The sequence below is a fragment of the Paraliomyxa miuraensis genome (assembly GCF_026337845.1).
In the GTDB taxonomy this organism is placed as follows: Bacteria; Myxococcota_A; Polyangia; order Nannocystales; family Nannocystaceae; genus Paraliomyxa; species Paraliomyxa miuraensis.
The window spans coordinates 454,874-469,969 of sequence record NZ_JAOVZF010000161.1 but is presented as its reverse complement, the minus strand read 5'-3'; the positions used below and the strand labels follow the sequence as shown (position 1 = coordinate 469,969).

Genomic DNA, 15,096 nt, shown 5'->3' with positions numbered 1-15,096 from the left:
TGGTCGCATGTCGAAACGGATCGGCTTCGTCGTACTGGATGCGGTGGTGGTCGCAGTGGCGATCGAGCTGGCCGCATGGCTCGTTCGCGCGGGCATCCATCCCCGGATCGAGCTCGGCCTCGTGCAGACCACCGTGGTGACGGTGGCGGGGGTGGCGGTCGCCGTGCTGGGCGCCTACCTCTGTGCGCTCGACGATCCGGCCCAGCTGCTCGACCGCAGCGCCGTGCTCGTGCGCAGCGCCACCGTGGGCGTGCTCACCAGCGTGGCCATGCTGCTGGTGAGCCACACCGTATGGTTCCTGGGCCTGGGCCGCATTGCCCTCGTGCTCATCGGGATCACGGTGACCGGGGCGCTGGCGGGCTGGCGCCTGGTGTATGCGAGCTTCCTGGAGAAGGGGCCGCGCGTGCCCGTGGTGGTGCTCGGCGACGGGCCGGTCGAGCGCCGCTTTGCCGGTGCCCTGAGCTCGCTGGCGCATACCCGATTGCGGGTGGTGGGCCTGCTCCACGACGACGAGGCGGATGCCGATCGCCGCCTCGGCCTTCGTCAGCCCGCTCCGCCCGCCCCGCCGAACCCGGATGCATGCCCGGCCTGCGGCGCCCCGTCGCTCCCGGTGCTGGGGCGGCTGCGCGATGCGGCCCGGATCCTCCCCGGCCTCGACGTGGCCTGGGCCATCGTGCTCGACACCACTCCGGTCAGCGAGACCCGGGTGGCCGCCCTCTCGGCGCTGCAGGCCAAGGGCGTGCGGATCTCCACCGCGGGCACGGTATGGATGAACGCGGCCCGTCGCCTCCCGCTCGATCTCGTGGACGCCCGCTGGGTGCTCACCGCACTCGAGCAGAACGATCGCCCGCTGGTCCACCGGCTCAAGCGCTGCATCGACGTGGGCGTCTCCGCCGTGGGCCTGCTGCTCCTGGCAGCGCTGTGGCCGTGGCTGTGGCTCGTGGTGCGCCTGGATTCACCGGGCCCCGTGCTGTTCGCCCAGGATCGCGTGGGTCATCGCGGCCGCTCGTTTCGCCTCTACAAGATCCGCACCATGGTGCACCAGCCCAAGGACGCCCCGGCGCGCTGGGCCGGGGCCTCCGATGTGCGGGTGACCCGGGTGGGCCGGGTGCTGCGCCAGCTCCGGATCGACGAGCTGCCCCAGCTCTACAACGTGCTGCGGGGCGAGATGTCGCTGGTGGGGCCGCGGCCCGAGCAACCCACCATCGTGCAGGAGCTCCAGCGTCACATCGCGTTCTTCGACTATCGCCACCTGGTCAAGCCGGGGATCACCGGCTGGGCGCAGATCCACCAGGGCTATGCCGCATCGGTCGAGGCCTCCGCCATCAAGCTCTCCTACGATCTCTACTACGTCGGTCGCCACAGCCTGGCGATGGATCTCGACATCATCCTGCGCACCATGTTCGTGATGCTGGCGCGCATCGGCTCGCGGTGAGGACGAGCGCATGAAGGACACACGGCTGCGGATCGCCTTCGTCATCACCCGCTCGGACGCGGTGGGCGGCGCCCAGATCCACGTGCGCGACCTCGCCGGGGCGCTGCACGACGAGGGTCACGTGGTGCGGGTGTGGGTGGGGGGCCATGGGCCGTTCGTGGAGCTGCTGCGCCAGCGGGGCGTGGAGGTGCGGTCGCTGCGGCACCTGGTGGCGCCGATCGATCCCGTTCGCGATCTCCGGGCGGTGCTCGAGCTGCGACGCGAGCTGGCCCGGTTCGCACCCGAGCTGGTGACCCTGCACAGCTCCAAGGCCGGTGCGCTGGGTCGGCTGGCCGCCCGAGGGCTGGGGGCGGCCGTGGTCTACACCGCGCACGGCTGGCCGTTCGTGGAGGGCGTGCCGCCGCGACAGGCGGCCGTCTATCGCGTGGTCGAGCGGCTCGCCGCGCCGCTGGCCGATCGCATCATTACGGTGAGCGAGCACGACCGCCGCCTGGCCGAGCGCGCCGGGGTGGGGCGCGCGGGTCAGGTGGTGCGGGTGCACAACGGGGTGCTCGACGTGGACGCATCGCTGCGGGCGCGGCCGTCCGAGGGCCCCGTGCGGCTGTGTGCCGTGGCCCGTTTGGACGTGCCCAAGGATCCGTTCACGGTGCTGCATGCGCTGCACCGCCTGCGCGCGCATCGATCGGCGGGGGCCTTCACCCTGGAGTGGATCGGCGATGGTCCGCTGCGCGCGGCGGCGGAGCAACTGGTCGCCTCGCTGGGCCTGGCCGATTGCTGCCGCTTCGTGGGGACCCAGGGCGACGTGGCCCAGCGGCTGGCGGCGGCCTCGGTGCTGGTGCTGTCCACCGATCGCGAGGGCCTGCCGCTGTGCGTGCTCGAGGGCATGCGCGCGGGCCTGCCGGTGGTGGCCAGCGCGGTGGGGGGCATTCCCGAGGCGGTCGAGGCCGGCTGCACCGGAGTGCTGGTGCCCCCGCGAGATCGCCGGGCCTGGGCCCGGGCGCTCGGCTCGTTGATCGACGACCCCCGCCAGCGCGCGCGCCTCGGCGCGGCGGGGCGCACCCGCTACGAGACCCACTTTTCCTTCGAGCGCCAGCGCGAGGCCACGCTCGACGTCTACCGCAGCCTGTGCACGTCCGGCCCCGCGCCGCTTGGATGGGAGCGCGATGTCGCGGCATCGGCATAGGCGCCACGCGGTGGCCTCGTGGCTCGTGCTCGCCGCGTGCGGGCGCACCGATCTGGTGTGGACGCCGGGCGACGACGACTCCTCGGGATCGACGGAGGGCTCGAGCTCCACCGTGACGCCGACGACGGACGACCCCGTGTCGACCATGACGACCGACGAGCCGTGGACCACGTCGACCACCGACGAGCCGCCGATCCTCGACAGCGGGACCGACACGAGCACGAGCACGAGCACCAGCACGACCTTCGACCCCACCACGAGCAGCACCACCCTCGATCCCGACACCGGCCCGCCGCCTCCCGTGTGTGGCGACGGCGCGCTCGATCCAGGCGAGGAGTGCGACGACGCCGACGCGGACGACGACGATGCATGCCACGACGATTGCACCCTGGCCCGGGTCGTCTTCGTGGCGCTGGGGGGCAATCACACGTGCGCGGTGATCGACCACGGCGCGGTGCGGTGCTGGGGCAACGGCAACAACGGTCGCACGGGGCATGGCTCGCTCGAGAACATCGGCGACGACGAGCCGGCCAGCGCGGCGCCCGTGCTGGAGCTCGGCGGGCCGGCCGAGCAGATCGCCACCGGGATCGGCCACACCTGCGTGCGGCGGGCCGGCAGCCTTCGCTGCTTCGGCCGCGCGGCGGAGGGGCAGCTCGGCTACGGCAATCTCTTCGACATCGGCGACGACGAGCTCCCGATCGACGTGGGCGCCGTCCCGCTGGGTGGGGCCGTGCAGGCGGTCTACACCCGCGGCGGCTCGTTCCACGGCTGCGCGCTGATGGCCGATGGCTCGGTGCGCTGCTGGGGCGCCGCGGGCTCGGGGCGGCTGGGCGTGCCCGGGGTGACCTCGCCCGTCGGCGACGACGAGCCCGCGAGCGCAGCCCTGGCGGTCGACGTGGGAGGTCCCGTGGCCTCGGTCACCACCGGCGCCGAGCACACGTGCGCGCTGCTCGACGACGCCTCGGTGCGGTGCTGGGGCAGCAACGCCTCGGGTCAGCTCGGCCTGGGCCAGCCCGGGCCCGTGGGCGACGACGAAACACCGGCCTCGGTGGGCCCGGTGCTCGTGGGCGGCCCGACGCATGCGCTCGTTGCCGGATGGTTCCATACCTGTGCGCTGCTCGACGGCGGCGCGGTGCGGTGCTGGGGCCGCGGCAACAACGGCCGCCTGGGCTACGGCAACACCGCATGGATCGGCCAGACCAACACCCCGGCCAGCGTGGGCCCCGTGAACGTGGGTGGCACGGTCGTGCAGATCGCCGCCGGCAACGCCCACACCTGCGCCTTGCTGATCGGCGGTACCGTGCGCTGCTGGGGTTGGGGCACGCACGGGCAGCTCGGCTACGGCAATACCCAGGACGTGGGAGACGACGAGGTCCCGGCCGACGCGGGTGACGTGGACGTGGGCGCTCCCGTGGTGCAGATCGCCGCCGACGGCAACTACACCTGCGCGCTCATCGACAGCGGTGCGCTGCGATGCTGGGGCAACGGTGGCGACGGGCGGCTGGGGTACGGTGATCTCGAGACCATCGGGGACGACGAGACCCCGGCCATGGCAGGCGACGTCCCGCTGCTGCCCCCGTAGTCCCGAAGGATGCCGCTGCGGGCGTTTCAACGCAGTTTTCGGCCCAGATCCCGTCCTGAGGTAGGATGCGCGGCCGTGGAGTGTCTGGACGACGCCACCATGGCCAACCTGGCCGAGGACAGGCTGCCGCCCGCGGTGCGAGCCGTGGCCATGGCGCACGTGGAGCAGTGCCCCTCGTGCGACGAGCGTCTGCAAGAGCTCTTGTTCGGTGGTGATGCAGCAACGGCCGACGTGGCCGTGGTCGCGAAGGTCCCGATCGTCGACGACATCGGAGAGCTGTCGGGAACCCGACTGGGCCGCTACTTGATCATCGACCCGGTGGGCAAGGGCGCGCTGGGCATCGTGTACTCCGCCTACGACCCCGAGCTCGACCGGCGGATCGCGATCAAGGTGCTGCGCAAGGGGCTGAGCGGCGGCGACCGGCAGCGGCAGGAGAACCTGCGGGCCGAGGCCCGAAGCATGGCGCGGCTGTCCCATCCCAACGTGGTGCCGGTGTTCGACGTCGGCATCGCCGACGAGCGCCTGTTCATCGCGATGGAGCTCATCGACGGCTGGACCCTGGGGGAGTGGGCCCGCACCGAGGAGCGCTCGTGGAAGGAGATCCGCGACGTCTACCATCTCGCGGGTCAGGGGCTCGTCGCCGCCCACGAGGCCGGGCTCATCTATCGCGACTTCAAGCCGAGCAACGTGATGATCGGGCGCGATGGCCGAGTGCGCGTGCTGGACTTCGGCATCGCCGACGCGATGGCGGCCTCCGTCCTGCCCGGGAGCCCGTCCGCGGGCGTCTCGGGTGGAATCGGAACCCCGGGCTACATGGCGCCCGAGCAGTACTCGTCCGACGCGACCATCGATGCCCGTGCCGATCAGTATGCGTTCTGCGTGAGCCTCTACGAGGCGCTCTACGGCACTCGCCCCTTTGGCGGCCGCACGGTCGAGCTGGTGCGCTCGACCACGCTCGCGCAGGAGTGGTCCGAGCCGCTGCGGGATCCGGACGCTCCCCTGTGGCTGCGCGGGGCGATCGTCCGCGGGCTGTCGCTCGACCCCGAGCAGCGCTGGCCCGACATGCCGGCGCTGCTCCACGCGCTGATCAAGGACCGACGCTCGCGACGCACGCAGGTGATGGCGTTGCTGTCGGCGGTAGCGACCACGGCGGTCGTCACCAGCGCGATCATGCTCACCGTGGGCAGCGAGCCCACCTCGGCCGAGCGCGATCGCATCGAGCAGCTCACCATCGATGCGCGGGCGGCCGCGGCTCGGATCGCCTTCGTGTATCCACCCATCGAAGAGCCCCAGGCGCCCACCGCCTATGGCATCGTGCGGGAGCTCGAGGGCACCGAGGGCGACGCGGCCGAGCCGGCCACCGAGCGAGCCGGCGAGCTGCGCGAGGAGTTCAGCGACACGCTGGTGCGGCTGGGCGATGGCTACTACGACAAGGAAGGCGGGCGCCCGTTCGCGCTCGAGTACTACGCCGAGGCGCTGATCTTCGCGCCCAACGAGCATGCGCGCGCGCGGCTGCCCATGACCACGGGCGAGCTCGCGTCGTTTCGCGAGCGGGCCGAGGAGGGCAGCTTCTCACGCGCCGAGCTGCAGGCGGCGGAGTCGCTGGTGGCCCTCGCCGAGCCCGACGAGGAGCTTCGCAACGAGAAGCTGACCGCCATCGTGAGCCGCCACGGGCCCGGTGCGCTCGGGACCCGAGAGCACGTGGCCAGGCTCCTCGGGCTCCCCGACGATCGCTCCACGCAGCGCGGCACCGCCGTGGAGGCGCTCGAGGAGCCCGTGCTCGACGACGAGCCGACCGATGGCGAGCCGACCGACGGCGAGCCGACCGATGGCGAGCCGACCGACGGCGAGCCCGTGCTCGACGATGATCCGGTCGGCGAGGCCCCCAGTGGCAAGACCGGCTCCTCCCGGCCGTCGACCTCGGGCGACGGGGGCCCGACCCGCGATCCCGCCAAGGCGGCGGCGGTGGCCAGGGAGGCCCGCGCGGCGTTCTCGGCCAACCGCCTCGAGCAGGCCGAGAAGCTCTATCACCACGCGCTCGAGCTCGACTCTCGCAACGAAGACGCGCTCACGGGCCTGTCGGAGCTCTACTTCGAGCGCGGCCGGTATCGCAAGTCGCTCGAGTTCGCAAAGCGGGCCGTGGCGCGTGCACCCGAGCAGGGCAAGCTCCGCATCTTGCTCGGCGACGCCCACTTCAAGGTCCTGGAGTACGCCGAGGCGCGCCGCCACTACGAGAAGGCGCGCGCACTGGGGCACCCGAGCGCCGCCAAGCGCCTCGAGAAGCTGGAGAAGACCGTTGGCCAGTGACGAGCAGGCCCTCGACGAGGGCGTCCAGATCAGCGACAGCAAGTGGATCGAGCGCAAGCAGACCTACTCGCGCGACGATTTCATGCAGCGCCACCCGTTCCCGTTCGTGCTGCTCGTGGGAGACGACAAGGACGTGGGCTTCGAGTTCCGCACCCAGACCACGCCGAGCCTGGTCGACGTGCAGTCGACGTCCCACCGCGTCATGCCGCTGCTCAAGCGCGGGGCCAATCCCTACAAGGATCGCATCATCGTGGGTCGCACCAAGAACTGCGACCTGATCATCCGCTCCGCCGACATCTCCAAGTACCACGCCGACTTCCGCATCGAGGACGCGTCGTCGGCCTTGCTCCGCGACCGGCGCTCGAGCAACGGGACCAAGGTCGGGGACCGAACCCTTCAGCCCAACGAGGCGGTGGTGGTCAGGCCCTGGGATCGCATCCGGTTCGGGTCGACGCAGCTCATCTTCCTCGGTCCCGGCGAGCTGTGGGACGTGCTGTGAGCCGAGCCGGCCGGGCTCAGAAGCGACCCGCGAGGCCGAGCCCCGCGGGGACGACGAACGCCTGCTCGCGTGCGGCCTTGCGGCGCTGTCGGTCGACGATCAACCACACCGTGCCCGCGGCGATGCTCGCCGAGCCCACCGCCAGCAGCGCGGCTCCCACGGGCATCGTGGTGAACTGATAGCGGCACACGCCGGCCCCGTCGACGTTGACCGGGTCGTCGCAGCGCCCGGGCACCGGGCGGTCGTCGATCGCCAGCAACGCCACCCCGCCTGCGAACGGCAGCAGCCCGGCCCCGACCGCAATCCAGCCTCCGATCCGCTTCTTGGGGCTCGGCGGGACGATGGTCGCCGCCAGCTCGAACGACAGCGTCTCCTTGACTCCGCTCACCGCGACGTACGAGGCCTGCTTGTCGTTGTGGCCGTCCTTCTCCAGGCGCAGCTCGTGCTCGCCCGGTGGCACGTCGAACGACAGCGGCGAAGTGCCGACCGCCTCGCCATCGAGGTACACGGTGGCCCCCTCCGGGGTGGTGCCCACGGTGAGGCGCGCGGGCTTGGGGCCGGCCGACAGCTTCTCGGCCAGGCGGGTGGCCTCGTCGCCGACCACGGTGGCGGCCTCGTCGAACCCGCAGATGGCACACTCCGCCGCGGCCGACAGCAGCTTGCCCTCGCGGTCGGTCGCCAGCAGCTCCATGCGGTAGTCCCGACCCTCGAGCACCAGCCGCAGCTGGACCGCGGTGTCCGTGCCCGCGGCGGTGGCCCGGGCGGTCAGGCACGGGGCGTCGCTGCACGGGGCTCCCTCGCCGCCGTCGGTGGTGGAGACCCCGCCCGCCGCGAGGCCCCGGCGCAGCGACTCGTCGATGCGATCGATCGCGACCTGGCTGACCTCGCCCTCGGTCGCGGTGGGCAGCACGACGACCGATCGCTGGGGCTCGGCCGCCGATGCCGACGAGGCGGGCACGACCGATGACAGCATGCCCAGGCCCATGCCCAGTCGTATGACCAGCCTCATGCCGAGGCGCGTGCAGGGCAGCGGATGAGACCGTCGGTTGCGGGCAGCGTCCGCCACGACGCGGATGGTAGCGCGCTCGCCGTGGGTCACGCTACGATGGGGCGTGGCGACGTCGGGCAAGGTGGTCGGGATCCCGGGCCACGGCACGTGCGTGTCGATCCTCGGCCTCGCGCTCGCGGGCTGCTTGATCGGCGAGAATCCCTACTGGGATCCACAGACGGCCGGTAGCCAGAGCACGGGGTCCGATTCCACCGCCACCACCTCGAGCACCAGCAACGGCACCGCAACGAGTGGGAGCACCGGCAACACCACGCCCATGACCACGACGGCGACGGGCTCCACGGGGGAGACCGATGGAACGACCGGCCCGGTGAGCACCATGGGACAGCCCTGTGCCGTGGTCGGCACCTGCGACGCTGGCCAGTCGTGCTGCCGCAGCCCCCAGTGCCTCGACACTTGCGCCGTCTTCTGCGGGGTCACCATGGAGTGCCCCGACGGGCTGATCTGTGCGCATGGCTACTGCTTGCTGCCGTGCAACGACGACGACGGGGATTGCGCCTCGTGGCCCGGCTTCACCTGCCAGCACCCGGACGCGGGCGGGGCCGACACTCTGTGCGAGAACGGCACCGAGGAAGGAACCGGCACCGGGACCACGGGCACGTGAGCCTCCGGTCACCAAGCCCAAGCCCCGAGACCCGGCTGGCGCTCGAGAGTCTCGGGAGATAGGCTCGATGTATGTCGGGCGCGCCGCGTCGGGTCGTTCTCCACACGCTCGAGGATCTCCTCGCGATTCCGGAGCACGAGCGCTTCCACGAGATCATCGACGGAGAGCTCGTGCGCAAGGCGATGCCCAGCGCCAAGCATGGGCATGCTCAGACCTCGACCACGCAGCTGCTGCGGCCGTTCAATCGGCGCCCCGGAGGCAAGGGAGGACCCGGGGGGTGGTGGTTCGCCTCGGAGACCGAGGTCGAGCTCTCCCCCGAGCAGCTCTACCGACCCGACGTGTGTGGCTGGCGACGCGAGCGCTTGCCCGAGCTGCCCACCGAAGCGCCGGTGCGGGTGCGGCCCGACTGGGTGTGCGAGATCCTCTCGCCGAGCAACGCGGGCAACGACACCGTCAAGAAGCTACGATCCTATCACCGCCACGAGATCCCGCACTACTGGATCATCGATCCGATGGCCGAGACCCTCACGGTGCATCGCTTCACCGAGGGCGGCTACCTGCTGGTCCTGGCGGCCGAGCGCGGCGAGCGGGTGCGCGCCGAGCCCTTCGATGCGATCGTGCTCCAGGTCGGCGTGCTGTTCGGCGACGACGAAGACGAAGACGAGTGATCCTGGCGCGGGGCCCAGGCCATCGCGAGCAGCAGCCACAGGTGGCGCCAGTGCACGGTGTCGATCACCGCGCTCTCCACCGCGGCTCCGGCCAGCGCCGCGGCGACCACCGCCAGCAGTCGGCTCGTCTCCGGATCGCGGCTCTGCGTCGCAGCCCACGAGGCTCGCGCGAGCGAGAGACCCACGAGCCCCGCCATCGACCACAGACCGAGGACCCCGTTCTCCATCAGCGCGCGCACGTAGAGGCTGTGGGCCGAGATCGCCAGCGTGCCCTCGGTGGCGCCGGGACCCACGCCCCACGGGTGCTCGAGGGCCAGGGCCAAGCCCGCCGCCTGGTTGGCAAAGCGATCGTCGTCGTAGCCCTGCGTGCTGGCGCGGATCTCCAGCATGGCATGCACGGTAGGGTGGTCCATCACCATCACCAGCAGGCCCAGCGCGAGCACGGCGCCCACCACCACGCCCATGCTGGCGCGGGCACGGCCGGAGAGCACGCGCAGGCCCACGTAGGCCAAGAGCGAGATCGCCAGGTTGATCCACGCGCCCCGCGAGTAGCTCGAGAGCACCGCCAGCAGGCCCACGCCCCCCACGGCGATCCAGCGCAGCCGATCGGGTCGGGCCTCCACCATGCGGGCCGCGGCCAGCACCACCGCGGGCACCATGAACGCCCCGAGCACGTTGGCGTCCTTGAACAGCCCCTGAAGGCGCCCCTTGGGCACCATGATCGCGGCCCCGGGCCCGAGCCCGAAGTAGGCGGCCACGCCCAGCGCCCCGCCGAGCAGGGCGGCCAGGGCGTAGGCGTGCAGCAGCGTGCGTAGCAGCGGGGTGCGGTCGCGCTCGAGCCAGCCCGCGATCCATGCCGCCGACAGGGCCAGGTAGGCGGTGACGCCGAAGAACACCACGCCGCGGCCGAGGTTCACCACCAGCGTCAGGGAGATCGCGTTGGCCAGCAGCAGCAGCGCCACGAGCACCCCGGGCAGCACGAGCGACGGCCGCAGCCTCGGCAGCACCACCAGCGATCCGAGCCCCACCGTTGCGACCATCGCCAGGTCGTAGGGCGCGGGCTCCATCCGCACCACGAACCCGCTGACCACGGTGAGCGCCAGGAGCCCGTGGACCAGGCCCGGCGCAGGGCCACCGGGGCGCGAGGCGAGGGTGGGCATCGGGCGGTGCTCTCCCTCAGCGCGGGCTGCGATCGCGGGCCAGCAGCACCAGCGGTCGCGGCCCGCACAGGCCGTCGGCGATCACCCGGGAGGCCACCGCGCGGCAGCGCCAGCGTCGCTCCATGGTGGCCACGTTGGCGTCGCAGGTGGCGGCGTCCTCGTGCTCGCGACCCTCGTAGACCAAGAAGCGCCACGGCAGCGCACCCACGCCGGGGGGAAAGCCCACGTGGTGCCACGCGGCCAGGAACAGGCACAGCGCATCGTCGCCGACGGGCAGCCACGCGGGGACGTCGGGGGCGAGCTCCACGTCCTCGTGCAGGGCACGACCCACCACCGTGCTGCGGCCCGCCCCGAGCAGCGGCAGCAGCTCGGCCGCGGCGGCGGCAACCGGGGGCAGGTCCCAGCCCACCGCCCAGCGAGCCCCGCGATGCAGCGCGCCCGCCATCATCAGGCCCGCGTTGCAGCACACGTCGAGCACCACGCGATCGCGGGGCGAGGCACCGTGGGCGGCCAGCATGGGATCGAGCGCGAGCCAGCGATCGTCGGGATCGCGTCGGCCCACCTCGGCGCCGCCCGGCAGGCCCTGGTAGAGGAAGCGCTCGCCTCCCTTGACCACCCGCAGGCGATCGCCGAAGTGCAGCACCTCGCGGTGGCGATCCATCACGTCGCCCAGCACCGCCGCGTGGTCGAACAGGAACAGCTGGGGATCGACGTAGCGCAGCTCGCCCGCGTCGGTGACCATGAGGTTGCCGTTGCAATCGGGCGCCTCGAAGTCGCCGCAGTCGTAGCGGCTGGGGTTGGCCAGCGAGAGGCGCTCGCGGCCGCGGAGCACGTCGAGCGCGTCGAGCAGCCGACCGTGCTCGGTCACCGTGGGGCGCCGGCCCCGAACGTGCTCGACCACCATCGCGCACAGATCGCGGTCTCCCGCCTGGAGGTGGACCACGTCGATGAGCCGCGGGCCCAGGCCCAGCGAGGCCAGGGCGGCCGCGGCACGGGCTTGCTCGTGGATCCCCCCGAGCAGCGCGGCCTCGCCGGTCGTGTCGGCCTGGTACAGGTAGCGGGCGTGCTCGGGAGCGGCGAAGCGCTTGAGCAGCTTGAAGCCGCACTCGGGCGGGAACGCTTCGACCACCGGGCCGAGCCGCGCGGCCAGCTCGGGCTGCGGCGGCACGTACAGCGTGTGCCGCCCCTCGTGCACGATCAGGCCGTGGGCGCGCAGCTGCTCCTTCAGCGCCTGCGCTCCGTTCGCACGCAGCGGGGTCGGGAATCGTCGCGTGCTCTGCAGCCAGATCGGCCCACGCGGCCGAGCCCCGGCCTGACGAAGGCGGGCGCGCAGCAGCTTGGCGCCCACCCACAGCTCCTTGGTGGTGCGGTGGAGGAACGGCACGCGCTTGAGCTGACGGACCAGCATGCGCCGGGCCCAGCGAGCCGTGCTCACGCTCGTGCCGTGCGGGTGATCGTGCTGGCCGCGGGCTTGGCTCGTCCGACCCTCGGGGTCGGCGTGGAGGCTCGGGTTCGAGGTCGACACCGCTTGGCACCACGCTCGACCGCCCCCTCGATTTCCTCGAGCGGTCGGCTCGCGATCACGGTCACCGCCGCATAGATGACCAGCCGCAGCCCCGACAGCAGCAGCAGCGCCCACAGGGCTCCGCGCAGGCCCTCGGCGGGTACCAGCCACAGCGACAGTCCCACGCTGCCGCAGAGCGCGATCGCGTTGATGACCAGCTGCTGCCCGAAGCGACCGGCGGCGGTCACCGCCTGCGACAGGATGTTGGCCAGGCCGGCGACCCACGCCACGGCCGCGGCCAGCAGCAGGGCGGAGCCCAGGTCTCCGAAGGCCGGGCCGTACACCACGCGCAGGATGGTGGGGCCGAGGCACAGCGCTCCGAGCACGAGCAGGCCGTTGACCACGGCCACCGCCAGCAGCAGCCGCCCGATCGGTCGCAGGCCCAGGCGTCCCTCGTGGTGGGCGCGGGCCAGGCGGGGAATCGCCGCGTTGCCGAGCGCCACGTTGACCAGCTGACCCATCATCATCACGATCGCCACCGCGCCAAAGCGCCCCACCGTGCCCACGTCGTGGAAGCGCTCGAGCGCGTAGGCCGGTGCGTTGGTGCTGGCAGCCAGGATCGCGGCGGCCAGCCCGATGGGCAGGGTGCGGCGTATCAGGCCCAGGATTGCGGCCGTGGGCAGCCGCAATCGCAGCGGCCCCGGGGCGTGGCGCCGGGCCACCGCCAGGTCGAACCCCAGGCTCAGGCCGCCCAGCAGGATCAGCGCCAGCACCATGCCTCCGAGCGGATCTCCGGTCAGCCACGGGCCCAGGCCCACTCCAATCGCGGTCAGCAGGCCCCGCAGCGCGCGCGAGCACCCCACGGCAGCCAGGCGCTGGGCCTTCTGCGCGGGCGCGAGCAACACGTCCGAGAGCGCCTCCCAGGCCCGCAGCCCGCCCACCGCCATCACCATCGCGGCCGTGCGCACGTCGAGCTCCATCAGCACCACGCCAAGGCCCAAGAGCACGAGCGCCAGGGGGATCGTGCAAAGGCGCAGTCCCAGGTACTCCTCGAAGCACCAGCGCCCCTCGTCGACCACGTAGGCCGGGCGCAGGTGCAGGTTGGTGAGGAGGATGGCCGGCGTCGCCAGGGCCATGCCCAGCGTGTACTGCCCGAGGGTCTGCTCCGAGCCGAGGCGGGCCAGCAGCACCACCGTGGCGAGCAGGCCCGCCGCGTACCCCGCCTCACCCAGCAACGACCACGCTGCGTCGTGCCACAGGGGTCGCGACGGCGTCGGTTCGGGGGGCGCGGGAGCGTCGGGCACGGGCCGGTCACGTCAGCACGCGCCAAGGGCCGCCCGGTTGACCCGGGACGACGCGGGACGGCGGGACGGCGACCCGTGGCGGCGACCCGGTGACGCGGGACGGCGACCCGCGGCGCGATCGAGCGCCGCGGGGGCCGGCAGGCCGCACGCTACTGCTGCGCGTTGCGCCGGCGGCGGATTGCACCCAGGCCGAGCAGGCCGAGCAGCGACCACAGCATGCCGCTGCGGCGCTGGCCCTCGTTCCCGACCACGCAGTTGCAGCCGTCGTCGAGCACCCCGCCTCCGGAGGCGCCGGCGGTCTCGGTGTCGGTTCCCTCGCCGGTCGAAGTGCTCTCGGTGGTGGTGGAGAACGGGCCGCTGGTCTCCACTCCCGTCTCGCCCCCCGAAGAGCCGGCCGTGTCGTCGAGCCCCGAGTCGCCGGTGCCGGTACCGGTGCCGGTGCCGGTGCCGCTGGTCGTGTCGCCCTCCTCGAGCAAGCACACCGACGAGCACCCATCGTCATCGTCGGCGTTGCCGTCGTCGCACTCCTCGCCGGCGGCGGCGTTCATGGTGCCGTCGCCACACTCGGCCATGGTGCAGTCGTCGTCGCACTCCTGCGACTCGCCCATCTCGTCGCAGTCCTCGCCGGCGGCGGTGTTGACGATGCCGTCGCCGCACGCCGCGGTCGTGCAGTCGGTGTTGCAGCTCTCGGACTCGCCCGCGTCGTCGCACTGCTCGCCCGCGGTCGCGTTGGTCGTGCCGTCGCCGCACTCGGCCGGCGTGCAGTCGTCGTCGCAGGTGACCGACTCGCCGCCGTCGTCGCAGTCCTCGGCCGCGGCCGCGTTGACCACCATGTCGCCGCACATCGCGTCGGTGCAGTCGTCGTCGCAGGTGGCGGTCTCTCCCGGCATGCCCATGCCGTCGCCGTCGCACTGCTCGCCGGCGGTCATATTGACCACGCCGTCGCCGCAGCTCACCGCGGTGCAGTCGGCGTCGCACATGCCCGTGCGCCCGCCGTCGTCGCAGGTCTCGCCCGCCATGTTGTTGACCACCATGTCGCCACACTCGGCGGGAGTGCAGTCGGCGTCGCAGAGCGCCGACTCGCCGCCGTCGTCGCAGACCTCGCCCGCGGTGGCGTTGACCACCGCGTCGCCGCACTGGGCCGTGCTGCAGTCGGCATTGCAGGTGGCCGACTCGGCCCCGTCGTCGCAGTCCTCGCCCGCGGTGGCGTTGACCACCGTATCGCCGCACATCGCGTCGGTGCAGTCGAGATCGCAGGTGGCCGTCTCGCCTCCCATGCCCAGGCCGTTGCCATCGCACTGCTCGCCGGCGGTCATGTTGACGAAGCCGTCGCCGCAGCCGGCGATCGTGCAGTTGGCGTTGCACGTGGCCGAGCGCCCGCCGTCGTCGCACTGCTCGCCCGCGGCCATGTTGATCACCATGTCGCCGCACATGGCCGGGGTGCAGTTGGCGTTGCAAGCCGCCGACTCGCCCATGTCGTCGCACTGCTCGCCGGCGGTCATGTTGGTGACGCCGTCGCCGCAGCTGACCGGTGTGCAGTCGGCGTCGCAGGTGGCCGACTCGCCCATGTCGTCGCACTGCTCGCCGGCGGCCATGTTGACGATGCCATCGCCGCAGCCGGCCACGGTGCAGTCGGCGTTGCAGGTCGGCGACGGACCCATGTCGTCGCAGGCCTCGCCGGCAGCCATGTTGGTGGTGCCGTCGCCGCAGACGACCGCGGTGCAATCGCCATCGCAGGTCGGGGACTCGCCCATGTCGTCGCAGGTCTCGCCGGCGGCCAC

At 72.4% G+C, this 15,096-nt stretch carries 12 protein-coding genes; 7 read left to right on the top strand and 5 right to left on the bottom strand.

Annotation, left to right across the window (positions count from 1 at the left end):
• The first annotated feature begins 7 nt into the window (after window positions 1-7).
• The 5 genes from OEB96_RS37310 (at window position 8) to OEB96_RS37290 (ending at window position 7,006) form a co-directional block, all read left to right on the top strand.
• On the top strand, window positions 8-1,435 hold the full coding sequence (locus OEB96_RS37310) for an exopolysaccharide biosynthesis polyprenyl glycosylphosphotransferase (protein WP_266221659.1): 1,428 nt from the start codon (window positions 8-10) through the stop codon (window positions 1,433-1,435).
• A 10-nt stretch (window positions 1,436-1,445) separates the two neighbouring features.
• Entirely contained in the window at window positions 1,446-2,618 is a 1,173-nt protein-coding gene (locus OEB96_RS37305) for a glycosyltransferase family 4 protein (RefSeq protein ID WP_266221658.1), read from the top strand.
• A gap of 10 nt (window positions 2,619-2,628) precedes the next feature.
• Complete coding sequence (locus OEB96_RS37300) at window positions 2,629-4,200, top strand: RCC1 domain-containing protein (RefSeq protein ID WP_266221657.1); 1,572 nt, start codon at window positions 2,629-2,631, stop codon at window positions 4,198-4,200.
• Between the two features lie 75 nt (window positions 4,201-4,275).
• Window positions 4,276-6,507 carry a protein kinase domain-containing protein gene (locus tag OEB96_RS37295; protein ID WP_266221656.1) on the top strand — a complete coding sequence of 744 codons (2,232 nt, stop codon included), beginning with the start codon at window positions 4,276-4,278 and terminating at the stop codon, window positions 6,505-6,507.
• A complete protein-coding gene (locus OEB96_RS37290; RefSeq protein WP_266221655.1) occupies window positions 6,497-7,006 on the top strand; it encodes an FHA domain-containing protein in 510 nt (169 codons plus the stop codon). Before OEB96_RS37295 ends, OEB96_RS37290 begins: the two co-directional genes overlap by 11 nt.
• Window positions 7,007-7,022: 16 nt before the next feature.
• On the opposite strand, the gene OEB96_RS37285 is transcribed toward OEB96_RS37290, so the two are convergent.
• Window positions 7,023-8,072, bottom strand: coding sequence for a PEGA domain-containing protein (locus OEB96_RS37285; protein ID WP_266221654.1), 1,050 nt, complete (start codon window positions 8,070-8,072; stop codon window positions 7,023-7,025).
• 46 nt (window positions 8,073-8,118) lie between these two features.
• Here OEB96_RS37285 and OEB96_RS37280 point away from each other — a divergent pair, with 46 nt between their 5' ends.
• A complete protein-coding gene (locus OEB96_RS37280; RefSeq protein WP_266221653.1) occupies window positions 8,119-8,679 on the top strand; it encodes a hypothetical protein in 561 nt (186 codons plus the stop codon).
• 71 nt (window positions 8,680-8,750) lie between these two features.
• Window positions 8,751-9,347 carry a Uma2 family endonuclease gene (locus OEB96_RS37275; protein ID WP_266221652.1) on the top strand — a complete coding sequence of 199 codons (597 nt, stop codon included), beginning with the start codon at window positions 8,751-8,753 and terminating at the stop codon, window positions 9,345-9,347.
• Here the strand turns inward: OEB96_RS37275 and OEB96_RS37270 are convergent.
• The 4 genes from OEB96_RS37270 to OEB96_RS37255 all read right to left on the bottom strand — a co-directional run.
• Complete coding sequence (locus OEB96_RS37270; RefSeq protein WP_266221651.1) at window positions 9,233-10,507, bottom strand: O-antigen ligase family protein; 1,275 nt, start codon at window positions 10,505-10,507, stop codon at window positions 9,233-9,235. The genes OEB96_RS37275 and OEB96_RS37270 overlap by 115 nt on opposite strands.
• 16 nt (window positions 10,508-10,523) lie before the next feature.
• Window positions 10,524-11,942, bottom strand: a complete 1,419-nt coding sequence (locus OEB96_RS37265; protein WP_266221650.1) for a hypothetical protein — start codon at window positions 11,940-11,942, stop codon at window positions 10,524-10,526.
• Window positions 11,939-13,315 (bottom strand): lipopolysaccharide biosynthesis protein, encoded by a 1,377-nt coding sequence (locus OEB96_RS37260; protein ID WP_266221649.1) that lies wholly within the window; start codon window positions 13,313-13,315, stop codon window positions 11,939-11,941. Before OEB96_RS37260 ends, OEB96_RS37265 begins: the two co-directional genes overlap by 4 nt.
• A gap of 149 nt (window positions 13,316-13,464) precedes the next feature.
• Window positions 13,465-15,096, bottom strand: a 1,632-nt coding sequence (locus OEB96_RS37255) for an MYXO-CTERM sorting domain-containing protein (protein ID WP_266221648.1), incomplete at its 5' end; no start/stop codon positions are given.